Origin of the sequence: Lachnotalea glycerini (assembly GCF_003201285.1) — a bacterium.
Lineage (GTDB): Bacteria > Bacillota > Clostridia > Lachnospirales > Lachnospiraceae > Lachnotalea > Lachnotalea glycerini.
The window spans coordinates 997488-1021876 of the sequence record NZ_QICS01000001.1; the positions used below are offsets into that span (position 1 = coordinate 997488).

The window sequence follows — 24389 nt, forward strand, 5'->3', positions numbered from 1 at the left end:
TTCACACCACCCTATCGATGATATTTCCATTATCCATATAATAAACTTTATCGGCCAATAAATGAATATCTTCCTTATTGTGACTTGCAATTAAAATAAGTGCTCCACGTTTTTTTTCTTCTAAAATAATAGTTCTAATAAGTTCAACACCACTATCATCTAGTGCATTAGTTGGTTCATCCAATAATAATACATCTGGCTTTTCCATAATAGCTTGTGCTAAAACTATTCTCTGTTTCATACCCAATGAATATTTTCTTACAATACGCTTATCCTGTGGATCTAATCCAACTCTTATAATTGCTTCATTAATTTGAGCTGAATCAATTTTTGAATTAATTTGTGCTAGTAATTTTAAATTTTTAAAACCAGTAAATTCAGGATATAAGCCAGCGTTTTCTAGAATAATTCCCATATTGGGCAATATAGTCATATCTCGATGTAGAATTTTTTTATCGTAAATAATTTCCCCTGAATCAATTTTCATTAGTCCAGACAATGCTCGAAACAACATCGTCTTCCCTGAACCATTTCTTCCAACAAAACCATATATATTTCCACTATCTAACTTTAAATTAATATCTATTAAAATATTTTTATTCTTAATTTTTTTATTTATATCTTTTGCTAATAATTGCATTATAATCCCCCTGTTTCTCTATTGAAATAAATAATTTGCTTATTGTTTATAATTATACAACCTACCATTGTAATAATCACACCGAGCAATCCTAAATAGACGATAGATGAATCATAAACAAAATTAATATCTAATAAATTTATAAGTTTATTTACATAAGGAATTTTACTGCTATGCCAACTTATTACTAAATGGGAGATTGGATTTATTTTAAGTAAAATAATGTTTATTGCTAAATTATTTTCAAACGGTATGCAGGTGTCAAAAACATTTAATAACAGAACTAAAATAAGTTGTATACTTAAAACAACTGCAACTGAATAATGACTTCCAATTAATATAGAAATAATATTTATACTGATAGTCGTTATATAAAACCACACAGAAAAAATAATTAGAAAATAACACATTAACTGTATAGAACCTTTATCAAAAACAACCTCAAAATTTAACATGCAAAATAAAGTACTAGAAATAAGCAGTATAATTAAATATAAAATTATATAACCAAATAATTTTATAGATTCTTTTAAAAACCATTTTCGTCTATTTGTACATCTTGTAAAATAATAAACACTCGCTGAGCAAAAATGTCTATATATGTATGTTCCATATAAAATTTGAAATATAAAAATAGGAATTAAGTTCATAACCATGTCCATTATAGATGATATATAAAATATAGGTTTATAAAAACTTAATACTAAAATAATATCAGAAAACAGTACTTTTTCTCCTATTCTAAAATATAATAGCATTTGAAATATTCCACAAAATATACCATACACTAAATATTTAAAATATACTTTCATAATAATGAATCCTGACCTGACTTATACATTGCCAAAAGTATTGATGATGCTGTCATCATTAAAATACAAAGTATATAACCCATTAGGCTTTTTCTCGATGTATCAAATATATCAAAATAGAAAAAGTAGTAGGTTGTCTTATCTATTTGTGGTAAGATATATTGTACCTCATACAAAACATATGATAATATATAAATAGGCAAAAATAAAAATGTTTTGTATTTAAATTTTATGATAATTGATATTGTCAAAGCATAAGTAGCAATCACTCCTGAAACAATACCCCAAATTATAGTTAATAATATAACGTATAAATAGATTGAACGTATATATAAATTTGGAAGTAATAATCTATGTATTGACTCTAATTCTGTACTTTCATATATACTCATATTTGACAATAATCCTGTTGCATTATTGGGAAACGCAATACTGTTCAAAATTATTTCTGCTAGAAAAGGAATTGTAAAAATATTAAAAGTAGATAGAAACGTGGCAATCAATTTACCAAAATAATAGTTTTTAATTCCTGTTCTTGATTGAATAAATATTTGCTCATTAATATCTTGATCATAAATATAAGAGAATGACGCTGGAATAATTACAATAATTGGATAAAGTAACATAAAAAAATAAAAATAATATCCCGTGTTTGCTAATAACAGAAGTCTCATTGGATGATACATTTCTGTTACATCTCTACTCGCATATTTAAAAACATTAGTAAAAAAATTAATTAATACATATATAAATATTGTCAAGAACATTAAATAATAATTTTTCTTTTCAACAATCATTTTATATTGCGTTTTAATTGAGCTAATAAGCATGTCCATACCTCTTCTCCTCTAAAATTATTTATTACTCTCCTGCTAAATTATAACATAACTTTAATTATTTGGTAATATTACTATCAATTTAAACAGAATTGATTTTTGTTTTTACCTTTTAGAACTATTTTTTACTATTCAGTCTCACAGTATTTTTTACTATTCAGTCTCACAGTATTGACATTTTCAGAATACTATCCTATGATTTAATAGATATTATGATTAAGGAGCAATGCTGTGAATAATTCAATTTTAAAATCTGCTGATTTAAAACAAACCAAAAAGAGAACTATAATTATTACCATACTAGAAAATGCAGCTGCTCCGCTTACTGCTGAAGAAATCATGGAGCTTTCTAGCAAAGAGCTTAAAATGAGCTTTTCCACTGTCTATCGGGCGCTAAATGCATTGGCTGACAAAAATATTGTTACCAAGACGGTTTATCAGGATGGCAAGCTTTATTATAAAATACACACTCATTCACACCAGCATATTTTGAAATGTACAAAATGTAACGAGTGTATCCCAATCGATTCCTGTCCCTTAGAGAGCCTTGAAGCAAATCTTTGTTCAGAAACGAATTATAAAATCACTGGTCATAATCTTGAATTTTTCGGGGTTTGTCCAAAATGTCAAAAAAAAGAATCATGAAATAAAAAATAGAAAGCATAAACAGCTTTCTATTTTTTATTTCATGATTGATCAGCATCTGGCTTAATTAATAATCACATTTAACTCTTACTCTTCCTCTAAGTTCCGAATTGTTTTATCGTAGATTCTCTTTAAGAAGAATATACTTAAACTCACCGAAAAAATTTCCGCTATTGGAAAAGCAAACCAAACCGCATTCAATCCTACAAATTTAGCTAACAAATAAGCTGCAGGCAGTATAACTCCAAGCTGTCTTATTATTGAAACAATAAGGCTAAGTACTCCATGTCCCAACGCTTGAAATACGGATAATAAGATGATGCAAAATCCTGCGAAAACGAAACTGACACTAATCGTTCTAAGCGCAACCACACCAATTGCCAACATTTCATCTGACGCATCAAACATTTTTAAAAGCTGGACAGGAAAGATTTGAAAGATTAGAAAGCCTATCAGCATAATTCCAGTTGCAATCATAACACTTAGCCTAACGGTATCAATAATACGTCTCTTCTTTTTGGCACCAAAATTGTATGCAACAATAGGAACCATACCATTATTTAACCCAAACACTGGCATAAAAATGAAGCTTTGCATTTTGAAATAAACCCCAAATACGGATACCGCCGTGCTAGAAAACATAAGCAGTATTTTATTAAGTCCAAAGGTCATAACAGAAAAAATTGACTGCATAATAATGGATGGAAAACCTACTGAATAGATTCCCTTAATAGTCAAAAGATGTGGGCGGAAAGCTTTGAAATTCAATTGAATATCTTCATTCTTTTTCACATTAAAGAAAATGGATAAACTCATACCGACAATCTGACCAATAACCGTTGCAATTGCTGCTCCCATTACTTCTAGCTTTGGCATTCCAAACAAACCAAATATTAGAATTGGGTCCAGAATAATATTAATGATAGCCCCGGTTCCCTGCGAAATCATATTATAGAAAGTCTTTCCTGTTGATTGCAACAGCCTTTCCATTGTAATTTGCATAAACATACCAAATGAAAATACCGTACAAACAAATAAGTATTGCGTCCCATATGTAATAATCTGTGCATCCTCTGTTTGACTTGCAAAATAATTATGAGAAAATATAAATCCAAATACTGCAAATACAAGATAACTTAACAGAGCCAGAAACACTCCGTTTAATGCGGTTAAGTTTGCTTCTTTGAATTTCTTTTCTCCTAAACACCTTGATAATAAAGCATTAATTCCTACGCTTGTACCAACTCCGACTGCAATCATCAGATTCTGTATCGGAAATGCTAAGGAGACAGCTACTAATGCGTTTCCATTTTCTCCCACCCTTGAAACAAATATACTATCTACAACATTGTACATTGCCTGTACCAACATGGAAATAACCATCGGCAACGACATTGATATCAATAATTGATTGACAGGCATTACACCCATCTTATTTTCCTGAACTTGAATCTGCCTCTCCATTCTGCCATTCCTCCTATTTCTACAAAAAGCGACCACCCTCTATTCTACGGTACAACAAAAAATTAGTCAAGAAAACTTTCATCAAACCCTATCTGGTATGATTCAGTTATGATAATGTTTTTTATCAAGTCTTAACTGGTAATTTTTCTTTCTTATGTTATAATTAATAACATTACTTAGTTTATCCAAAAAATATTTTATAACACCGTGGGAGAATTAAAACCATGAATCGAACTTTAACATATATCATAGACAATCAATACACGCTTTATCAAATAGGTGATTTTCTTAGAGAACAAGGATATTCCCGTCATGTCATTATCCATCTCAAGCAAACAGAAAATGGAATTTTATTAAACGGAAACTGGGTATACATTAACACTGTTCTTAATATCGGTGATTGTTTGACAGTTAATATAATAGAGGAAACTTCCTCTGAACATATCGTCCCTGTAAAAATGGATTTAAATATTATGTATGAAGACGAAGATATCATTGTTATAAACAAATCAGCTCATATTGCCATACACCCTTCACAAAATAATTTTGATAACACCTTAGCTAACGGATTAGCCTTTTATTATCAGGTTCAAAGTCTTCCTTTTGTTTTTCGCTGTTTAAACCGATTGGATCGGGATACGACAGGACTCGTTTTGTTAGCCAAAAATATGTATAGCAGTTGTATCTTATCTGAAATGATAAGGAAAAGGGAAATACACCGTGAATACCTTGCTGTCGCAGAGGGCAGATTGAATACATTCGGAACAATTAATGCTCCGATTAATCGAAAAGATAACTCAATTATTGAACGTTGCGTTGATACAATAAATGGTCAAAGAGCCATCACTCACTATAAGCTTTTACAATATAGAAATGACTATTCTTTGGCTTCAATTACACTTGAAACAGGACGCACTCACCAAATACGAGTTCATATGAAGCATATCGGACATCCCTTGCCCGGAGATTTTATATATAATCCCAATTATAGGGATATTAACAGGCAAGCCTTGCATTCGCATAGGCTAATCTTTAACCACCCGGTAACAAAAAAGGCAATGGAATTTGTTGCTCCACTGCCTGATGACATGCAAATACTAATATAACCATAAAGCCTTACATTGCTTTAATTCGCGGAACTTCATCAACATGCAGATACTTGCTGATGCATTTGATAAGCAAATCATGATCTGTTACATGATCAAGTCCTGTAATAACGGCGGCACCGATTACTCCCACCTCTTCCACACGAATTGGAAAACCTCCCCCGCAGGCGGCATAATCTTTGGAATTCACGCCCCAGTCCTCAAAGGTTTCTCCATTTTGCTGCAAAAGCATATAGGCATACAAGCTGCTTCGTTCTGTCATTTTAACCGTATTATATTTACGGCTTAGCCATTTTTCATTTAATAAATTAGTCCCATCAAAGCAATGCTGAAATATGATGTAACCGCTATTTAATCGAATACTTGCTGCAATTGCCACATCAAGCTTCTTAGCTGCCGCAACAATCATATTTCCTAGCTCCCATGCATCATCATTTGTAAAATGAGAAAATTGTAGAATTTCTTCCTGCATATCCAAAACCTTTATAGCCTCATCAATCGTTAAATTCATAATATTCCTCCTTTTATTGTTTCGTCTGGCTTAATTATTTCACCCTATCCGGGAAACCTACCTTTCTTTGAACCTTACGAAGGGTTTTTGTAGCAAAATAATTTGCTTTTTCAGCATTATTCTTAATTACGCCGTCAATGTATTGTTTATCCTTTAATAATTCCTTTTGTTTATCTTGAATTGGCTTTAAACAATCCATCACTGTTTCTCCTACTGCAAGCTTAAAATCGCCGTAACCTTTTCCATCAAATTCCTTTTCTACTTCTTTGGTTTCTTTGCCTGTAATTGCACAATATATATCAATCAAATTCTTGATTCCCGGCTTATCCTCAGAATATATGACATCACTGCCTGAATCAGTCACAGCACGCTTGAATTTGCGGATGATAGCATCTGGCTCATCAGTAAGATATATGCTTCCATTTGGATTTTCATCCGACTTGGACATTTTCTTAGATGGCTCTTGCAATGACATAATCTTACGTCCCACTTTGCCCATATAAATCTCAGGTATTGTAAAAACATCGCCGTAAATACTGTTAAATCTTGTTCCGATATCTCTTGCAATTTCTAAATGCTGCATCTGATCAATTCCAACCGGCACTACATCTGTCTGATATAATAAAATATCTGCTGCCATTAAAACCGGATAAGTGAAAAGTCCAGAATTAATATTGTCGGCATTTTTTGCTGATTTATCCTTAAACTGTGTCATTCTGTTCAGCTCACCCATATAAGTAAAGCAGTTAAGAATCCATGATAATTCGGCATGTGCAGAAACATGCGACTGATAATAAATACAGTTTTTCTCTGCATCAAGTCCCGCCGCTATGTAAAGAGTCAGAAGTTCTCTTGCCCTTTTTCGCAAAGTTGCCGGATCCTGTCTTACCGTAATGGAGTGTAAATCAACTACACTAAAAAAACATTCGTATTCATCGCCTATATTAACCCAGTTTTTTAACGCACCTAAATAATTCCCAATTGTTAAATTACCGGTTGCCTGCATGCCGCTAAAAAGTACTTTCTTATCACCAATCATTGTATATCCTCCAATTAAAAAGCACACATCCATAAGGACGTGTAACTTTTGTTTTATGAATTATCTGTATTCAGTTTACTATTTTGAATAATAATTGTCAAATGTATTATTTCCTCTTGCCCAATAAGACTGATAATTTATTCCTGTGATTCCACAACAGTAAACTCAGCAACGTTAAAATTGAAACAGCAGTGCACAAATCCCACAGCTTTCTGCCACGATATTTGATAGTAAGTACTCCTTTTGTATCTGCTGGTACATCAATCCTCATAACATTATTTTCTCCTCTTTCAATTGTAAGTCTTGTACCTGACTCCAATTCAGCTATATAGCCAGGATAATACAATAATGGTACTTCAATATATTCTTGATTTGTACTTGTATTTTCTAAATCTAATACAATTGATCCTAGGTTTCTGGAATAATTGGTAATGAGCAGCCTGTCACTAGATGTTTGTGTTATATCTCCTCGTTCTTTAATCAGATCAGGATTTGTATCTGTATAAAGGTATTCTCCGCCAGCTATTCGATTCTCGTCAATTGTTTCTCCACGGTAAACTGTAATTTTGCCTGTATTAAAATCATCTAAAAACATTCCGGCTGGTATGATACCGACAGCCAAACTCACAATAATCATTAATTTTCTTAGCTCTTCGCTCTTGAATAAATAATAAATTCCATACGCACCTGCGATAGAAAAGAATGCCGTAGCATAGGCTAGTAATCTCCATGGAAATTGAACCTTTGTCACTACATCATGAAGCATAGGAATACTTTGTAAATATTCCCATGGAAATAAATAAGTAGTTGCAAAGGCAGTTAAAGAACCAAATAGAATCAACACTCCCACTACTTTTCTTTCTTCTCGGGCTTCAATATTTTTATTAAAAATATTATATAAAGCAAGAATTACTGTCACAATTAATATAATGCCTATATGTGTTGGCATAACATTTCCAGTAGCAGCTCCTACTACATTTCTGGTTCCTGTGGCTCCGGTAAAAGATTCAAACAACTGTGAAATATAAAGTGCATAATTAGCAACTGGTTCTTCTAGCTGCTCCAAATTGATATCCTCTTTCATAAGCTGTAAAAACGGAATCAAAAACCAAATATTTAATAACAGGCAGGCCAAAACCGCTTTCACACACGAAAAGAAACGTTTCTTGTTGAGCAGTTTTTTTATACATATCATGCATGCTATCAGGATAAGAGGAATTGTAAATACCATAGTAAGGATATGACTTTGTAACACACCTGTCACTCCTGCCACTGCATATTTCCATTTTGTCTCATCGCCATACAAAAGTTCATAAATACCATATATAATCAAAGGTATAAATGTCATTGCCAGAACTTCTCCAAGTGCAAAACGTGTATACATATCACATAAATGGTAAATAGATAACACGTAAAATGCACTGCTTATAATACCAATATATCTTGATTTGGAAATCTTAAAGGCGGCTAAATACATAAAATATGCAGTCATAAAATTAATAAGAATACAAAAAGCTTGAACCGCGCTTACTAAAGACACTCCCATTATTCTTAACAGTGCCGGAATATATAAAAATAATTCTGGATAAAAGAACGGACTTGCATATCCATACCCTTCCAATAAACCTGTATGGATTCGAACAGGAAATTGTCCGCTAAGCAGTGCATTTTTAATTCCTTGAATTCGATTTAAATGATAATTAATATCATGCCCCCATATAAGAGAATTACCTAAAAGGATATAGCTTGAGCATACAGTTATAATAATCAATGCTAAAGCAACCTCTAGCTTTTCCTTTCTATTCTGAATATTTTTTCCATATCCTAAGATTCCTATTGCTGTACAAATTAATGCAAAAATAAACACTGTCATTAGGCTGTCATTATAAATATTCTCAACACTTTCTATCTCAACACTTTCCAGTATGAACGTGCCTATACCACCAAATTCTACCTCGAATTTTAAATTTTCTATATCCTTTTTTGCTATAATACGTATTTCTTTTGATGTTTCTTCATAATATAAACAACTTTCTTCTTCACTTAGAACTACATCATTACCATCTATTTTAGAAGTAATATTAACATAATTTTTATTGGTATCTGCCTTATAATGAATGGTTAAGATATACTCACCTTTATCTAAATTTACATCAGGGCCATTCGCAAAGACGCCCGCATTTGTCTCATCACCATATATGGTTGCACTATATCGGTTCTGAGCAGAAGCATTTGTTATATTAAAAGAATTCATCAAAAACATGCGATCGTATTTATCATTTCCTTTATTTAACGCTAATATAATCAATATCACTGCACAAATTATGATATAAGTCCTCTTTTTCATTGCTTTCTCCTTTTCTTTTGTAATAATTCGGACTAAATACTTAGCTATAATAGATAAGCTTTATTCAAAGTACAATATATGATACAATATATGTTGTCATATTTCAAACAGAAAATGAAATAGAATGACAAATTACTTTTTTAATAAGGAGGTTTTTATGGAGAAAATAACCAGCTTTACAATTGACCATATTAAATTGATACCAGGAGTATATGTATCACGAAAAGACCCGGTTGGGGATGGCCTTATCACTACCTTTGATATCCGCATGACTAAGCCAAATGGTGAACCGGTCATGAACACCGCTGAAATGCATGCAATTGAACATTTAGCCGCTACCTTTCTCAGAAATCATAAGGAATATGGAAATAAAATTATTTACTTTGGACCTATGGGCTGTAGAACCGGCTTTTATCTTCTTCTTTCAGGTGATTACGAATCCAGGGTTATCATTCCTTTATTAACCGAGATGTTTGAATTTATAAGAGATTACAAAGATGAGATACCCGGTGCAAGTGCAAAGGATTGTGGTAACTATCTGGATATGAATCTTCCTATGGCAAATTATCTTTCTAATAAATTCTTAAATGATGTATTATATCAAATTGACGAAACTCGTCTTGTTTATCCCAAATAAGATATTTCGTTGAAACCTTATCTTTTTTTGTCTCTGCTTAAGAGGATATTTTGATTAGCAACAATTACGTAATAACTTTGTCTGCATGTATGCTTACTCTTTACATTAATTAATAGGGAAATCCAGAAAATTTCCCTATTAATATAATCCAATAATATTCTTCTGCTCCCATGGCGAATTCATGATATTTTCTAAATGCTTCAATTGCAATCGATAGCAGATCTTTCATTTCCTTTTTTCCTTAACTCTGGAATCACAGTAATAAGCATCGTAATAAAGCAAGCTAAACCACCAATAAAATTTGAAATTGGTTCTGCTAAAAACACCCCATTAGTTCCAAGATTACTAATATGGGGCAGCCATATTGTCAGCGGTATTACGATAACTGCTTTTCTTAGCAGAGAGAAAAAGACTGCCTGTTTTGCTTTTCCCAATGCAACAAAGGTTGACTGACCTGAAAATTGAAATGCCATCATAAAAAATCCAAAATAGTATATCTTAAGAGCGGGAATGGCTGCATTAACCAAATCCGTATCCTTATTGAAAATCTCTATGAAAAAGTTTGGAAAAATATTTAAAATTCCCCAAGCAATTAATGTATAAGCAATACAGACGGATGACATAAATTGAATGGCCGTTTTTACTCTTCCATATTCTTTTGCTCCATAATTGTATCCAATAACAGGTTGTGCACTATTTGTTATACCCATAACCGGCATAGAAATGACCTCTCTTATCGAATTAATTACAGTCATAACACCAATATATAAATCTCCGCCGTAGGTTTGCAAGGTTGCATTACACATAATCTGAACTGCTCCATTTGTAATAGACATAATGAAACCGGATAAGCCCAAAGATAAAATCTTTTTAATTCGATCTACATTTAGTTGCAAACATTTCACCTTAAGTCTTAGAATTGTCTTTTTTCCTACTAAGAATTTTATAATCCATATGGCTGATAATGCTTGTGATATGACGGTTGCCAACGCAGCACCTTTGATTCCCATACCAAATGCAAAAATAAAAATCGGATCTAATATAATATTAGCAATAGCCCCTATGACAACTGTAAACATCCCTATTCTTCCAAAGCCCTGCGCATTAATAAAACTATTCATGCCCAGTCCTATTAATACAAATACCGTTCCAATTAGATATATTTTCAAATACGCATCGGCAAAAGGATAGGTTGCACTGCTTGCACCAAACAAAAAGAGCAAAGGTCGTCTAAAAAGATAGGTATTAGTTGTTAAAATAACTGAAAATATCAATAAAATACAAAAGGAATTTCCCAATATATATTCTGCTTCCTTTTCATTTTGATTGCCTCTTTCTATAGAAAATAGTGGAGTTCCTCCCATACCTATCAAATTTGCAAATGCAGTAATAATAGTAATAATAGGAAATGCCAGACCAAGGCCTGTCAATGATAAAGTAGCATTCTCAGGAATTTTCCCTATGTAAATACGATCCACTATATTATATAAAACATTGATTAATTGTGCCATTGTCATTGGAAATGCTAGATTTAAAATATTTTTTATAACACTCCCCTTAGAAAAATCATTCTTCATTCGTTTTCTAGACTCCTCCTCTATTGTATATATCCTCTATAAGCATCAAACGCAGACGGCAGTGCATAATCCTTAAGCTGCTTAGCCTGGATCCATGTCAAATCCTGTTGCTTTGTTGCCCCTGAGTATACTAACAACTCATTAATTTGAGCTTTTGCATCTTCCACCTTGGCTGACTCTTTTTTTTGTATCAGCTTAATATGATAGCCTTTCATATGCCATTCAATATGAGAAAATATATGTTTACTTTCTTCCAACGGCTCTATTGCAATGTCAAAATTATTCTGATAACACTGTATGAAAGTCTGCAAGTACTTTTTAATCTGCAAAGTACTTTTCTTTCCTTCCAAACTAGGCAATTGCCACATTCCTGCCAACAAGCCCTTTTGCATCCTCTTTTGTATCGCATAATAATTGATTAACCGCTCACTTCTCTCTTTTTTTTCTATATATTGAAATTCAATTAATAATAGCGTTTTATCTTCTATTTTTCTTGATTTTTTGGGTGATTTGACTGGAATTTTCATCTGTATTCCCTCTTGAAAAGCCTTGCACAAATGCATTACAGGACACTGTTCACACAACGGCTTACCGTTTGGAATGCAAATCACCGCTCCAAGCTCCATAAGTGACTGGTTGAAATCTCCCGGTCGATCCTCTGGCATAATTTCCCTTAAATCATTTTCTAGCTGCCTTTTCACTGCTGCCTTAGTGATATCATCATAGCTTCCCGCAATACGCTTGGCCACCCGAAGTACATTGCCATCCACGGATGGAACAGGAATATTATATACATTTGATGCAATTGCTCCTGCCGTATAAGAGCCAATACCCGGAAGCTTTAGCAGCTCCTGATAATCAGAAGGTAACTGTCCTTGATAGTCTTTCATAATAATTTGTGCCGCCTTTTGTAAATTTCGAACACGATTATAGTATCCTAGACCTTCCCACAACTTTAAAAGCCGTTCTTCTTCACATTCTGCAAGTGCTTTGATGTCTGGTAATTCCTCCACAAAATGATCAAAATAAGTCTTTACTGCTTCTACTCTGGTCTGTTGTAGCATGATTTCAGATATCCATATATAATATGCACTAGGCTCAATTCGCCAGCGCAAAATTCTGGCGTTATAATCAAACCAATGCAATAAATATTCAACCGTTTCACTGTAATCGTATTGCATTTTCTAATTCCTTTCATTCAAAAAGCCTCTACTTCTGATAAAATAGAGGCACTTTATTATGTTCTAAACTAATGCTTCTGATATTGTTCCACTAAATAAGGAAATTCAGAATAAGGAATTACAAATTCCTGAATACCGGCCGCATGAGGCGAAACAATATATTCATTGCAAATTACTACTAATCCCTCATCTGATAAGTACCAGGTATCGTCCGTTAATATGTCACCAACACTGTTTTCATAGTCCTCAAAATATCCGTATTCCTCTACTCTATCCTTCATAAGCTTTAATAAATATTCATTCACAAATTCTTTTGCTTTTGTCGTATCCGTAAATATATCCTCTAGCTTGAGAAGCTCTCCCGTTATTGTATCAAAATTTTGTGCTGTACGATAGGAATTAGGATGTGCTCCTCCTGCATATTCATAGGAATCTTCAATAATACTAATAATGGACGAATCGACCCTTGCCGTTTGATAGCTCTCTCCAAGTGCATATCCATTCCAGTATTTTTGTCTGTCTGCATCTGCGTTCACATAATCATCATTTGCGTATTGTATGTACTCCTGAATTTGATCTTCCAGATTTTTCTGACTTTCCTTGTAATAGGCATTTATTTTCTCTGTTGCAACATCATTTCCCTCTACTGTTACTATTGGCAGATTACCAGTAATTGTTAGTAATAATGCTCCATTCTCATCCTTTTCTTCTCTTGACTGATCCTCAAAGGTTATGTTCACATCAAAATAATTGCTGCTATCCTCTGCATCCGCTGCATCCTCTGCTAACTGTTTTGAGTCTGTTTGCTTTGCTTTTGTATTTTGATTGCTTTGACATCCCGAAATACCAAAGCATATAATAATTGCTAATATTACTAATAATTTTTGTTTCATAACTTCCTCCAATATTAACCTTGTATCTAACAGTATATGCCCATAATATCATTTTGTAAACAGTAATAAGGTTCAGATTTATGGTAACCTGAACCTTTCTTATTAATCACTTAATAAATGTTCAATATCCAACGCGCCCCAACCTTGCCTATTACGTGGAAGACCAAGATTTTCTGCCCTTTCCTTAATTCTGATTTTAACATCCCTTGTTCCCATATCAGGATACTTCTCCAATAAAAGAGCAATTGCTCCTGTTACTATAGGCGTAGACATAGAAGTCCCACTTTTTACTGAATAGGCCTTGCCATCTCTAAAATTCATTGCATTGCAAGAGGTGATATTCATTCCGGGGGCTACAATATCCGGCTTGCAGATACAAGATAAGGTCGGTCCTCTGCCTGAATAATTCATCTTCACTCTTCCAAAAGCATCCTGCTGCCCATCATCCGAAGAACCTACCGTAATTACTTTTTTACTGATTCCGGGCGTTGTTATTGTATAACCAGCAGGTCCGCTGTTGCCGGCAGCAGCCACTACAACAATGCCTTTATCCCATGCATCTTCTACGCTCTCAATAATGGCTGACTTTTCATCTGCACCTGTACGCGGAAGCGTTCCGACCGATATATTTAATAACCTTATGTTATATCTTTGCCTGTTTCGTAAAATCCAATTAATGCCTTCTGTTACAGAAGTGGTTTCGCCATTTCCATTTTCATCTAATATTTTAATCATAACTATGTTGCACCCTGGCGCCATTCCCGCATATTTTCCATTTGACAGCCATCCACTTCCAGCACATATTCCAGACACATGGGTCCCATGTGAATTATCATCATAAATCCCCACTCTATTGTTAATCAGGTCTTTAAAGCCAATTATTCGATTTTCAAAGTCACTATGCTGATAAATTCCCGTATCCATTACCGCTATCGTTACACCCTTACCAGTAATATGTTTGTTTGATGCGTAATTATAATTTAGTTTTTTTCTTACATAATTCACTTTATTTCTCCATCGGACTCATTACTATATACTATGAAAAAATACGATGGATTGAAACTTAGATATCATAATAAACAAAAAATCAAACAACTACACTGCAGCCATTTGATTTTATATACATTTATTTAAATTCATCCATAATGTCTTTTACATGTACCATTTTGTCAACACGGTACACATTGTCTCCGCAAAATATAAGACCATTATCTATGTCTCCCTTTGCAGCATTGATTAATGCCTGCGTAATACAATATGGTATCGTAGCCGGATCACAGTGAGACAGACAATTTTTACAACCCTCTACCTTTATTGGCCCCTGCTTTAACCGTTCAAGAAAAGCGTTATGAATTGCTCTTCCTGGCATACCAACTGGACTTTTTACAATAACAACATCCTCTTTTGCTGCCTTGATATAGGCTTCTTTATACTTAATATCTGCATCACATTCATAAGTACCGACAAATCGGCTTGCAATCTGCACACCGCTTGCACCAAGATTAATATAATGCTCTAAATCTTCACGTGTATATACCCCTCCTGCAACAACAACAGGAATCTGCTTTTCGTACTTTTTACCATACTCGTCAACCAGTTTAATAATCTTCTCAATTTCCATATCATACTCATCCTGATTAAAGCTTTCGATTTCTTCAAGAGAAAAGCCTAAATGTCCTCCTGCTTTTGCACCTTCTATCACAACTAGATCAGGAGATTTTTTGTATCTTCTGTCCCAAAGCTTACATATGATATCTGCCGCCTTTAAAGAGGAAACAATCGGTGCAATTTTTGTTTTGGAGCTTTCAATTAGCTTTGGTAAAATAGTAGGAAGACCAGCACCTGATATAATTAAATCTACACCAGCTTTTACTGCAGCTTTTACATATTCCTCATAGTCTTTCGTTGCTACCATGATATTAACACCGATTATACCGCCCTTTGCTATTTCACGCGCTTTTTTAATCTCTTCTGCTATTGCCTTTAAATTTTCAGCCATAGGATTTTTATTAAACTCTTTACTTCTAAACCCGATTTGAGCAGTTGAAATGATACCTATTCCCCCCTCGGCTGCAACATTTCCTGCAAGGTTTGAAAGGCTTATCCCAACTCCCATACCTCCCTGAATAACGGGCACCTTAGCAACTAATTCTCCAATTTGTAACGGTTTTATCTCCAATATTTTTTCCTCCACTACATATTTCTAAATCGGTGATATCGTTCTTCTATTATTTCGTCTTCCGTGAAGTTGTGATATTTTAGTAAGAACTGACTTATGTGGTATTTAAAATATTCATTTAATTTGCTAATTGTTGTACAATCCAACTTATCCGGTTCCGGAATGATTCGTTCTACTATATTTAACTTCTTTAAATCATTTGCAGTAATTTTCATTACCTCTGCTGCCTCATCGGCTCTTTTACTGTCTTTCCACAATATAGAGGCAAAACCCTCTGGCGAAAGTATCGAATAAGTAGCATTCTCCATAATCCAAACCTCATTACCAAGCGCAAGTGCAAGTGCACCACCACTTCCTCCTTCGCCAATAATAATACTTAGTACAGGTACTTTTAAGCCTGACATTTCCATTAGATTTCTGGCAATTGCTTCACCTTGCCCTCTTTGTTCTGCTTCCAAACCACAAAATGCACCCGGTGTATCTACAAAGTTAATAATGGGACGCTTAAATTTTTCTGCCTGTTTCATCAAACGTAACGCTTTTCGGTAACCTTCAGGAGACGGCATACCAAAATTTCGCTCTATATTTTCTTTCGTATTTCTGCCTTTCTGCTCACCAATAACAGTTACTGCCATACCATTTAGAATACCAAGTCCGCCAACGATAGCCTTATCATCGCCAAATAATCTGTCACCATGTAATTCTTCAAACACATCGAAAATTTCATTGATATAATCCAGTGCTGTCGGACGATCTGACATTCTGGCTATTTGAACCTGCTCCCATGCTGTCTTTTTATATTTCGTCCCTGTATATTCCATAAGTTTTTCACAATCAAAATGCTCTATGTTGTTTAATTCAACCTCAGGTGTTGACGTATGAACCTTGATTAATTTTGCCAAAATATCCTTTGTCTCTTCTCTTCTTATGATTCTGTCTACAAATCCATGTTCTACTAAAAATTCTGCTCTTTGAAATCCTTCCGGAAGCTTTTGTCCTATTGTCTGCTCGATGACCCTTGGTCCTGCAAAGCCAATTAAAGCTCCAGGCTCTGCCATAATAATGTCGCCAAGCATTGCAAAACTTGCAGTTACACCGCCAGTGGTTGGATCTGTAAGTACCGTAATATACAATAACTTCGCATCGGAATGCTTTTTCAGGGCGGCTGAGGTCTTAGCCATTTGCATTAATGATACGATACCCTCCTGCATTCTTGCTCCGCCTGAACACGCAAAAATAATAACTGGAAGTTTTTTATCTGTGGCTTTCTCTATCATTCTAGTTATTTTTTCACCTGTAACATATCCCATGCTTCCCATCAAAAAGCCCGCATCACACACTCCAATTGCAGCCTTTTCACCATGAAACATTGCTTCACCTGTAATTACTGCCTCATCTAAATTAGTACGTTCCTGAAGAGTATTTATTTTTTCTTTGTAATCCTTAAAATCAAGAGGATTGCTATTTTCAATCCCTGTATCCCATTCAATAAAGCTGCCTTTATCGGTAACCATACTAATTCTTGTTTTAGCATCAATACGAAAGTAATTTCCGCACTTATTACAGGTGTAGTTGCCATTCATAATATCTTCTGTATAAATCATGCTTTGACAGGCATTACATTTTTTCCACATACCTTCCGGAATATGTGGTTCATTCATTAAATCACCCTCACCTACCGGCTTAACTGTTCGCTCATTGCTTCTATTTATTGTAATATATGTTGTTTTTTTAAACTTTAACATATGCCTATCTCCTAATTCTAAATTGGTTATCAATAAAGCCATTGTTCAACAGATTCCTGCGCTCAATTACTGCTATTTTCTCGAAATGTCTGACTGATAAAGTCAGTACTGATATTTCCAGCTCTAAAATCTATATTATTAAGAATTTCATATTGAAAATCAATATTTGTACAAATACCTTCAATAATAAATTCTCCAAGGACGCTTCTCATTTTATTAATTGCCTTTTCTCTGCTTGAATCGTGTACAATTACCTTTGCAATCATGGAATCATATACGGCCGGTACCGTATAACCACAAAACAATGCTGTATCAATACGCACTCCTTTACCGCCTGGAAGATGAAGATTTGTTATTTTACCAGGACTCGGGCTGAAATTATTAGCCGGATTTTCTGCATTAATTCTGCACTCAATAGAATGCCCATCAAGGCAAACTTCCTCCTGCGTAAAGCTTAAGGCTTCTCCCATGGCAATCTTAATCTGTTCCTGTACTAAATCAATTCCTGTAATTGTCTCAGTTACAGTGTGTTCTACCTGAATTCTTGTATTCATTTCAATAAAATAAAATTTTTCATCTTTATCTAGTAAAAATTCAATAGTTCCTGCATTTTCATAGCCTGCCGCCTTGGCTGCCCTGACTGCAGTATCGCCCATCTTTTTTCGTAACTTTTTGCTGATTGCAATTGAAGGGGACTCTTCTATTAATTTTTGATGATGCCTTTGTATAGAACAATCTCTTTCTCCAAGCTGAACAACATTTCCATATTTGTCTGCCAATATCTGAAATTCTATGTGTCTTGGATTTCTAACATATTTTTCTATATACATCGTATCATCACCAAAAGCATTAACAGATTCAATTTGGGCGGTATTAAACTGATGCTCAAATTCTTCCTTGTTTTCAACAATTCTCATACCCTTTCCACCACCGCCGCTTGATGCCTTTACAATAACAGGATAACCGATTTCATCGGCAAATTTTTTACCTTGTTTTGCGCTGTAGACAGGCTCTTTCGTTCCGGGAACAACTGGTATATTAGCAGTAATCATGGTATTTCTTGCCTCCGCCTTGTTACCCATTTTATTAATTACATCAGCAGAAGGACCGATAAAGACTATGTTACATTTTGAGCACATATCCACAAATTTGCTGTTTTCTGAAAGAAAGCCAAACCCAGCATGGATTGCATCTGCTTTTGCTGCAATACACGCACTGATAATTCTCTCCATATTTAAGTAGCTGTCTTTTGCTGGTGCCGGACCAATGCAGATTGCTTCATCAGCCAGTTGTGTATGAAGTGCCTCCTTATCCACAGTGGAATAAACTGCTACCGTTCCAATTCCCATCTCCCTGCAAGCACGTATTATCCTCACTGCAATTTCTCCGCGATTTGCTATTAATATTTTCTTAAACATACTAAGCACCTCTTTTAACCTATTGCAAATGTCAATTCAGCCTCTACTGCCACTTTGCCATCTACATACGCTTTGGCACTGCCAATTCCCATAGGTCCCTTTTGCTTTATAATTTCAACCTCTAAGGTAAGTACGTCTCCTGGTACTACCTTTTTTCTAAATTTGGCTGAATTGATTCCACCAAAATATCCAATCTTTCCCTTATTTTGAGGAACACTTAGCATAGCAACTGTTCCTACCTGGGCTAGTGCTTCAATGATAAGAACTCCTGGCATAACTGGTTCTGCTGGAAAATGTCCATTAAAAAATGGTTCATTATAGGATACACATTTTTTTCCAACCGCCCTTTTTCCTGCTTCTAATTCTTCGATTCGGTCTATCAACAAAAATGGCTGCCTATGTGGTATAATATCCATGATTTCCTTAATACCCAACATCTTTACACTTCCTTTATCCGAAACAATGGCTGACCATATTCTACCATGTCACCATCATTTACTAAAATTTCTTCTACAATTCCATCACAATCACATTCTATTTCATTCATAAGCTTCATTGCTTCAATAATTCCAATGATTTGACCCCTTTTCACAGTATCTCCAATTTTCACAAAGGGAGCCTCTTCTGGTCCGGACGCACTATAAAAAACTCCCACTAATATTGATTTAACAATTTTTTTATCCTCATTGATACTCTGTGAACATACCGATTGCTCTGCAATCTGCTGCTGAATTGAAGCCGGCGCAGCCGAAATCATCTGTGTCGCTATATTCTTCTCTAAAACCAGCTTTATATTTTCCTCTTCAAATTCAAAGTTTGTTACGGAAGATTCGGATACTGCTTTAATTAATTTAATAATACTTTCTAATTCCATTATGATACCTCGCTGTATTTCTTTACTAAAATACTTGCATTATGACCACCAAAGCCTAATGAATTACTTAATGCATATTCAATTGCCATATACTCACCCTGGGGCATGTAGTTTAAATCCAATTCTTCATCCCTTACCTGATAGCCTACTGTCGGATGAATATACCCTTCTTCTATTTCTTTTAAACAAGTAATAAATTCAATAGCGCCAGCAGCCCCAAGTAGGTGTCCTATCATTGATTTGGTCGAATTTATTTTCATTTGATATGCATGCTCTTTAAAAGCTAACTTAATTGCCCTTGTTTCAAATAAATCATTGTGATGAGTACTTGTTCCATGTGCATTAATATAAACGATATCTTCCGGGTTAATCCCTGCTTCATTTACTGCATTTAGCATTGCCCTTGCTGCTCCCTCTCCATCTTCTGCAGGTGAGGTAATATGAAAAGCATCGCTGGATGTACCATAGCCTACTATTTCTCCATAAATTTTAGCACCGCGCTTTTTAGCATGCTCAAGTTCTTCAAGAATGACAATGGCTGCACCTTCGCCCATTACAAAACCACTTCTTTCCTTATCAAACGGAACGGAGCAACGAAGCGGGTCTGAGGAATCTGAAAGTGCCGTCAGCGCTGCAAAGCCTCCTATGCCAATTGGGGTTATAGAGCTTTCTGTTCCTCCGGCCACCATTATCTCTGCCTCATTACATTGTATGCTCCTATACGCTTCTCCAATTGAATTAGTACCTGTTGCACAAGCCGTTACAACATTAATACTCTTTCCTTTTAAACCAAACTGTATCGAGACATTTCCTGCTGCCATATTTGAAATCATAAGAGGAACTAATAACGGATTGATCCTTCCAGGACCTTTTTCTAACAGTTTAGAATGTTCTCTTTCTAATGCTTGTAGGCTTCCTATCCCTGAGCCAACCGAAACTCCGACTCGGTAGGAGTCTTCTTTTTCTATATCAATTGCTGCATCTTTAATTGCCTCTTTCGTAGCAGCTACAGCATACTGGCAAAATAATTCCATTCTTTTCGCTGCTTTTATGTCCATGTAATTTTTTCCCTCGAAGCCCTTTACCTCTGCCGCTAATTTTGTCTTAAACTGACTTATGTCAAACTTGGTAATTTCGCCAAAACCTATCTTTTCTTCCTTAACACTGCTCCAAAATTCATCTACACTTAATCCGATAGGTGTAATAGCACCCATTCCTGTTATGACTACTCTTCTCATAAACTACTCCTTTTCTTGATTTGTTGATGCAATTACATTGCCATTCCGCCATCTACACTGATAACCTGACCTGTAATGTAGTCAGCCTTGTCTGAGGCTAAAAAACAAACCAAATCAGCAACTTCTTTACCTTGCCCAAATCTTCCAAGAGGTATTTGACTAACTGCACTTTCTTTTACTGATTCTGAGAGCACTTGAGTCATTTCTGTATCAATAAAGCCGGGTGCAACCGCATTTACGGTGATTTTTCTACTTCCCAGCTCTCTGGCTGTTGCTTTTGTCAAACCAATTACTCCTGCCTTTGACGAGCAGTAATTTGCCTGGCCTGCATTTCCCAGAATACCGGATACCGATGAAATATTGATTATTTTACCCCCCTTTTGCTTCAGCATTTGTCTGGAAATATGTCTGATACAGTTAAAGGCTCCCTTTAGATTAATATTAATTACCTCATCAAATTCTTCTTCTTTCATTTTCATGAGAAGATTATCTTTTGTAATGCCTGCATTATTTATTAATATATCAATTCTTTTATGCTCCTTTACAAGCTCTGAAATTAAATTGGCTGTTGCCTCAAAGTCACTTACATTACACTGATACGCTTTGGCACTGCCTCCTTGGGTTTGTATCTGCTTTACTACCTCATCTGCCTTTTCTTTGGAGCCATTGTAGTTAACTGCCACAAATGCACCTTCTTTGGCTAATGAGATTGCGATCTCTCTTCCTATTCCTCTGCTTGCTCCTGTTACTAATGCTACTTTTCCCTTTAACATTTCCTCACTCCAATCAATGTAATTTAAGTATTATTATTTAATTTGATCCAACTTGCCCAGATCATCATATTTATCTATGTTTATTACTTTCACCGATTTATCAATTTTTTTAATAAAACCTGATAAGGTCTTTCCAGGTCCTATTTCAACAAAGGTATCCACTCCTGATTCAAGCATCTTTTCTATACTTTGCTGCCATTTTACAGAAGAAAATACCTGTTTTTCCAACAAATCTACAATGCATTTCTTATCTGTAACATAGTCTGCAGTAACATTGCTTACATAGGGTATTGTTATATCCTTAAATTCTGCTTTCACAAGTACTTCTCTAAGTTTTTTCCCTGCCTGACAAAGCAGCTTTGAATGAAATGGGCCACTTACATTTAGCTTTATTACTCTCTTTGCCCCTGCTGCTGTCAAAGCATGGGACGCTTCCTCTATTGCTTCTTCTACTCCGGATATTACAATCTGCCCCGGACAATTATAATTTGCAATCTGAACAATTCCCTTCGCTTCTTCACATATATTTTCAATTTGTTGTGTATCAAAACCAATAATCGCTGCCATAGCACCGCCTGTTGGCACTGCCTCCTGCATAAAAATACCTCGCTTTTGTACTATTTTAAAAGCATCTTCAAAGTTAAGTATGCCAGCACATACCAATGCACTGTATTCGCCAAGGCTTAAGCCAGCACATACCAATGGTTTGATGCTTAAGCTTTCAATCTCTTTCAAAATTGCACAACAAACGGTAAGCATTGCAATCTGCGTATACTTTGTAATATTAAGCTTATCATTTTCCTCAAAGCAAAGCTGTTCCATATCAATATTTCCCAGCTTACTGGCTATATCAAATATCTTCCTTGCTTCACTGCTATTGTCATAAAAATCTTTTCCCATTCCAAAGTATTGCGTTCCCTGTCCTGGAAATACAAAAGCTATTTTACTCATGTAATAACTCCTAAACTCAAAATTTATTTAAATACCTAGTAATTTATCTGCGCCGTTTATGATTTCTTGTATAATCTCACTGCATGACTGCTCTTTCTTTATCAAGCCTGCAATCTGACCCGCCATAACGGTACCGTCTATCATATCTCCATCTACAACTGCCTTACGAAGAGAACCTAGTGTCATGTATTCTAATTCCTCAAAGGATGCCCCTTCTTTTTCTAATTTCAAATATTCTCTAGTCATTTTATTTCGAAGCGATCGCACCGGATGCCCTGTTGTTCTTCCTGTTACTTCTGTGTCAATGTCCTTTGCACTGATAATACGCTTTTTGTAAGCTTCATGTACGACTGCTTCCTTAGCTACAACAAAACGAGTACCAATTTGAGCTGCTTCAGCTCCTAACATTCTGATTGCTGCAAATCCCCTTGCGTCACCTACTCCACCTGCTGCAATAACTGGAATTTTTACTGCATCCACTACCTGTGGAAGCAGGGTCATCGTTGTTTGTTCTCCGATATGTCCGCCAGACTCACACCCTTCTGCAACAACTGCATCGGCTCCGTAACGCTCCATACGTCTGGCAAGAGCTACAGATGCAACAACAGGAATTACTTTAATGCCTGCAGTTTTCCACATATCCATATACTTCTCAGGGTTTCCTGCACCTGTTGTAACAGCCGAAACACCTTCCTCCACTACAATTCTCGCTATGTCCTCGGCATAAGGACTTAATAGCATAATGTTAACTCCAAAAGGCTTATCAGTTATTTCCTTTGCTTTTCGAATCTCCATTCTTACTACATCTACAGGGGCATTTGCTGCTCCAATAAGCCCAAAGCCACCCGCTTTTGATACTGCTGCTGCAAGATTATGTTCTGCTACCCAGGCCATTCCCCCCTGGATAATCGGATATTCTATACCTAAAAGCTCTGTCACTCTGGTTTTCATATTATTCTACGCCTTTTTCCTTTAAATAATTGATTACTTCTCCTACCGTAGTTAATTTTTCTAAATCCTCTGACGGAATTTCAACGGAATATTCATCTTCCAGTGCCATGACCAATTCAAATAAATCTAAAGAATCTGCTCCTAAATCCTCTTTAAAGGATGTGGTTAGTGTAATTGTATCTGCTTGTGCACTTAATTGTTCCGCTATAATTTCTTTCATTCTTTCTAACATGTTAATTTTCTCCTTTATTTTACATTGTTTTGATTTACAAATAGTTTGATATCCAAAGTATATATACTTTCCAAATTTTTGTCAAGAAATTTTTACAAATTCAATAAAAAAGGTTAACTCATACTCCCTCATTCAACAGGGTTACTGCTTCAATAGAATTCCTTTTTGCGACGTTACCTCAACAAGCTCCTTCCTATAAAATAAAAAGATTTCAGCTATAGCATTGCCAGAATCTTAGACTTTTACTACCTATTTAATTTTAAAGCAGATGAATACTTGCATATATGCCTCCTGCATCAGTGCTTTTAACACCCAAATCCTATTCAACTGAAAAATATAA

At 35.0% G+C, this 24389-nt stretch carries 24 protein-coding genes; 3 read left to right on the forward strand and 21 right to left on the reverse strand.

Annotated elements, in window-relative coordinates:
- Position 1 precedes the first annotated feature (1 nt).
- From C8E03_RS04195 to C8E03_RS04205, 3 genes are read right to left on the reverse strand one after another with little or no spacing between them, the layout of a single operon-like run.
- The gene (locus C8E03_RS04195; RefSeq protein ID WP_110290351.1) at positions 2-640 is read right to left on the reverse strand and encodes an ATP-binding cassette domain-containing protein; all 639 of its coding nucleotides are present in this window, start codon (positions 638-640) and stop codon (positions 2-4) included.
- Complete coding sequence (locus C8E03_RS04200) at positions 640-1452, reverse strand: hypothetical protein (protein ID WP_110290352.1); 813 nt, start codon at positions 1450-1452, stop codon at positions 640-642. Before C8E03_RS04200 ends, C8E03_RS04195 begins: the two co-directional genes overlap by 1 nt.
- A complete protein-coding gene (locus tag C8E03_RS04205; protein ID WP_110290353.1) occupies positions 1449-2288 on the reverse strand; it encodes a hypothetical protein in 840 nt (279 codons plus the stop codon). The genes C8E03_RS04200 and C8E03_RS04205 overlap by 4 nt, the downstream gene beginning before the upstream one ends.
- A 231-nt stretch (positions 2289-2519) precedes the next feature.
- Here C8E03_RS04205 and C8E03_RS04210 point away from each other — a divergent pair, with 231 nt between their 5' ends.
- Positions 2520-2933, forward strand: coding sequence for a Fur family transcriptional regulator (locus C8E03_RS04210; RefSeq protein WP_094377668.1), 414 nt, complete (start codon positions 2520-2522; stop codon positions 2931-2933).
- Positions 2934-3020: 87 nt separating this feature from the next.
- Here the strand turns inward: C8E03_RS04210 and C8E03_RS04215 are convergent, their stop codons facing one another.
- Positions 3021-4397, reverse strand: a complete 1377-nt coding sequence (locus C8E03_RS04215; RefSeq protein ID WP_110290354.1) for an MATE family efflux transporter — start codon at positions 4395-4397, stop codon at positions 3021-3023.
- Between the two features lie 224 nt (positions 4398-4621).
- On the opposite strand from C8E03_RS04215, the gene C8E03_RS04220 reads away from it, so the two are divergent.
- Positions 4622-5503 (forward strand): RluA family pseudouridine synthase, encoded by an 882-nt coding sequence (locus tag C8E03_RS04220; protein ID WP_110290355.1) that lies wholly within the window; start codon positions 4622-4624, stop codon positions 5501-5503.
- A gap of 10 nt (positions 5504-5513) precedes the next feature.
- Here the strand turns inward: C8E03_RS04220 and C8E03_RS04225 are convergent, their stop codons facing one another.
- From C8E03_RS04225 to C8E03_RS04235, 3 genes are all read right to left on the reverse strand, one after another.
- A complete protein-coding gene (locus C8E03_RS04225; RefSeq protein ID WP_094377671.1) occupies positions 5514-6014 on the reverse strand; it encodes a heme-degrading domain-containing protein in 501 nt (166 codons plus the stop codon).
- Positions 6015-6048: 34 nt separating this feature from the next.
- A complete protein-coding gene (trpS, locus tag C8E03_RS04230; protein WP_094377672.1) occupies positions 6049-7053 on the reverse strand; it encodes a tryptophan--tRNA ligase in 1005 nt (334 codons plus the stop codon).
- 106 nt (positions 7054-7159) lie between these two features.
- Positions 7160-9400 carry a hypothetical protein gene (locus tag C8E03_RS04235; RefSeq protein WP_110290356.1) on the reverse strand — a complete coding sequence of 747 codons (2241 nt, stop codon included), beginning with the start codon at positions 9398-9400 and terminating at the stop codon, positions 7160-7162.
- Positions 9401-9557: 157 nt separating this feature from the next.
- On the opposite strand from C8E03_RS04235, the gene C8E03_RS04240 reads away from it, so the two are divergent.
- Positions 9558-10037 (forward strand): S-ribosylhomocysteine lyase, encoded by a 480-nt coding sequence (locus C8E03_RS04240; protein ID WP_094377674.1) that lies wholly within the window; start codon positions 9558-9560, stop codon positions 10035-10037.
- Between the two features lie 200 nt (positions 10038-10237).
- Here C8E03_RS04240 and C8E03_RS04245 read toward each other — a convergent pair whose 3' ends face one another.
- From C8E03_RS04245 to acpP, 14 genes are all read right to left on the reverse strand, one after another.
- Positions 10238-11614, reverse strand: a complete 1377-nt coding sequence (locus tag C8E03_RS04245) for an MATE family efflux transporter (RefSeq protein WP_094377675.1) — start codon at positions 11612-11614, stop codon at positions 10238-10240.
- 20 nt (positions 11615-11634) lie between these two features.
- On the reverse strand, positions 11635-12795 hold the full coding sequence (locus C8E03_RS04250) for an A/G-specific adenine glycosylase (protein ID WP_094377676.1): 1161 nt from the start codon (positions 12793-12795) through the stop codon (positions 11635-11637).
- Positions 12796-12863: 68 nt separating this feature from the next.
- On the reverse strand, positions 12864-13688 hold the full coding sequence (locus C8E03_RS04255) for an RsiV family protein (protein ID WP_110290357.1): 825 nt from the start codon (positions 13686-13688) through the stop codon (positions 12864-12866).
- A gap of 102 nt (positions 13689-13790) precedes the next feature.
- Positions 13791-14693 (reverse strand): S8 family peptidase, encoded by a 903-nt coding sequence (locus C8E03_RS04260; protein ID WP_110290358.1) that lies wholly within the window; start codon positions 14691-14693, stop codon positions 13791-13793.
- Between the two features lie 121 nt (positions 14694-14814).
- Positions 14815-15870: an NAD(P)H-dependent flavin oxidoreductase gene (locus C8E03_RS04265; protein WP_110290407.1), complete on the reverse strand. Its 1056-nt coding sequence runs from the start codon at positions 15868-15870 to the stop codon at positions 14815-14817.
- An 11-nt stretch (positions 15871-15881) separates the two neighbouring features.
- Positions 15882-17612 (reverse strand): acetyl-CoA carboxylase carboxyltransferase subunit alpha, encoded by a 1731-nt coding sequence (locus C8E03_RS04270; RefSeq protein ID WP_094377678.1) that lies wholly within the window; start codon positions 17610-17612, stop codon positions 15882-15884.
- Positions 17613-17674: 62 nt separating this feature from the next.
- Entirely contained in the window at positions 17675-19030 is a 1356-nt protein-coding gene (locus C8E03_RS04275) for an acetyl-CoA carboxylase biotin carboxylase subunit (RefSeq protein ID WP_094377679.1), read from the reverse strand.
- Positions 19031-19044: 14 nt separating this feature from the next.
- Positions 19045-19467, reverse strand: coding sequence for a 3-hydroxyacyl-ACP dehydratase FabZ (gene fabZ / locus C8E03_RS04280; protein ID WP_094377680.1), 423 nt, complete (start codon positions 19465-19467; stop codon positions 19045-19047).
- Positions 19468-19469: 2 nt separating this feature from the next.
- Positions 19470-19904 carry an acetyl-CoA carboxylase biotin carboxyl carrier protein gene (accB, locus tag C8E03_RS04285; protein WP_110290359.1) on the reverse strand — a complete coding sequence of 145 codons (435 nt, stop codon included), beginning with the start codon at positions 19902-19904 and terminating at the stop codon, positions 19470-19472.
- Entirely contained in the window at positions 19904-21142 is a 1239-nt protein-coding gene (fabF, locus tag C8E03_RS04290) for a beta-ketoacyl-ACP synthase II (protein WP_110290360.1), read from the reverse strand. Before fabF ends, accB begins: the two co-directional genes overlap by 1 nt.
- A gap of 32 nt (positions 21143-21174) precedes the next feature.
- Positions 21175-21915, reverse strand: a complete 741-nt coding sequence (gene fabG / locus C8E03_RS04295; RefSeq protein ID WP_094377683.1) for a 3-oxoacyl-[acyl-carrier-protein] reductase — start codon at positions 21913-21915, stop codon at positions 21175-21177.
- Positions 21916-21948: 33 nt separating this feature from the next.
- On the reverse strand, positions 21949-22866 hold the full coding sequence (fabD, locus tag C8E03_RS04300) for an ACP S-malonyltransferase (RefSeq protein WP_110290361.1): 918 nt from the start codon (positions 22864-22866) through the stop codon (positions 21949-21951).
- 27 nt (positions 22867-22893) lie between these two features.
- Positions 22894-23817, reverse strand: coding sequence for an enoyl-[acyl-carrier-protein] reductase FabK (fabK, locus tag C8E03_RS04305; RefSeq protein ID WP_094377685.1), 924 nt, complete (start codon positions 23815-23817; stop codon positions 22894-22896).
- 1 nt (position 23818) lies between these two features.
- Positions 23819-24049, reverse strand: coding sequence for an acyl carrier protein (gene acpP, locus C8E03_RS04310; RefSeq protein ID WP_094377686.1), 231 nt, complete (start codon positions 24047-24049; stop codon positions 23819-23821).
- Positions 24050-24389 lie beyond the last annotated feature (340 nt).

Coding starts and splice junctions, on each gene's coding strand:
- C8E03_RS04195 (WP_110290351.1), bottom strand. CDS start 640: ATGCAATTATTAGCAAAAGATATAAATAAAAAAATTAAGAATAAAAAT.
- C8E03_RS04200 (WP_110290352.1), bottom strand. CDS start 1,452: ATGAAAGTATATTTTAAATATTTAGTGTATGGTATATTTTGTGGAATA.
- C8E03_RS04205 (WP_110290353.1), bottom strand. CDS start 2,288: ATGGACATGCTTATTAGCTCAATTAAAACGCAATATAAAATGATTGTT.
- C8E03_RS04215 (WP_110290354.1), bottom strand. CDS start 4,397: ATGGAGAGGCAGATTCAAGTTCAGGAAAATAAGATGGGTGTAATGCCT.
- C8E03_RS04220 (WP_110290355.1), top strand. CDS start 4,622: ATGAATCGAACTTTAACATATATCATAGACAATCAATACACGCTTTAT.
- C8E03_RS04225 (WP_094377671.1), bottom strand. CDS start 6,014: ATGAATTTAACGATTGATGAGGCTATAAAGGTTTTGGATATGCAGGAA.
- trpS (WP_094377672.1), bottom strand. CDS start 7,053: ATGATTGGTGATAAGAAAGTACTTTTTAGCGGCATGCAGGCAACCGGT.
- C8E03_RS04235 (WP_110290356.1), bottom strand. CDS start 9,400: ATGAAAAAGAGGACTTATATCATAATTTGTGCAGTGATATTGATTATA.
- C8E03_RS04240 (WP_094377674.1), top strand. CDS start 9,558: ATGGAGAAAATAACCAGCTTTACAATTGACCATATTAAATTGATACCA.
- C8E03_RS04245 (WP_094377675.1), bottom strand. CDS start 11,614: ATGAAGAATGATTTTTCTAAGGGGAGTGTTATAAAAAATATTTTAAAT.
- C8E03_RS04250 (WP_094377676.1), bottom strand. CDS start 12,795: ATGCAATACGATTACAGTGAAACGGTTGAATATTTATTGCATTGGTTT.
- C8E03_RS04255 (WP_110290357.1), bottom strand. CDS start 13,688: ATGAAACAAAAATTATTAGTAATATTAGCAATTATTATATGCTTTGGT.
- C8E03_RS04270 (WP_094377678.1), bottom strand. CDS start 17,612: ATGTTAAAGTTTAAAAAAACAACATATATTACAATAAATAGAAGCAAT.
- C8E03_RS04275 (WP_094377679.1), bottom strand. CDS start 19,030: ATGTTTAAGAAAATATTAATAGCAAATCGCGGAGAAATTGCAGTGAGG.
- fabZ (WP_094377680.1), bottom strand. CDS start 19,467: ATGTTGGGTATTAAGGAAATCATGGATATTATACCACATAGGCAGCCA.
- accB (WP_110290359.1), bottom strand. CDS start 19,904: ATGGAATTAGAAAGTATTATTAAATTAATTAAAGCAGTATCCGAATCT.
- fabF (WP_110290360.1), bottom strand. CDS start 21,142: ATGAGAAGAGTAGTCATAACAGGAATGGGTGCTATTACACCTATCGGA.
- fabG (WP_094377683.1), bottom strand. CDS start 21,915: ATGTTAAAGGGAAAAGTAGCATTAGTAACAGGAGCAAGCAGAGGAATA.
- fabD (WP_110290361.1), bottom strand. CDS start 22,866: ATGAGTAAAATAGCTTTTGTATTTCCAGGACAGGGAACGCAATACTTT.
- fabK (WP_094377685.1), bottom strand. CDS start 23,817: ATGAAAACCAGAGTGACAGAGCTTTTAGGTATAGAATATCCGATTATC.
- acpP (WP_094377686.1), bottom strand. CDS start 24,049: ATGTTAGAAAGAATGAAAGAAATTATAGCGGAACAATTAAGTGCACAA.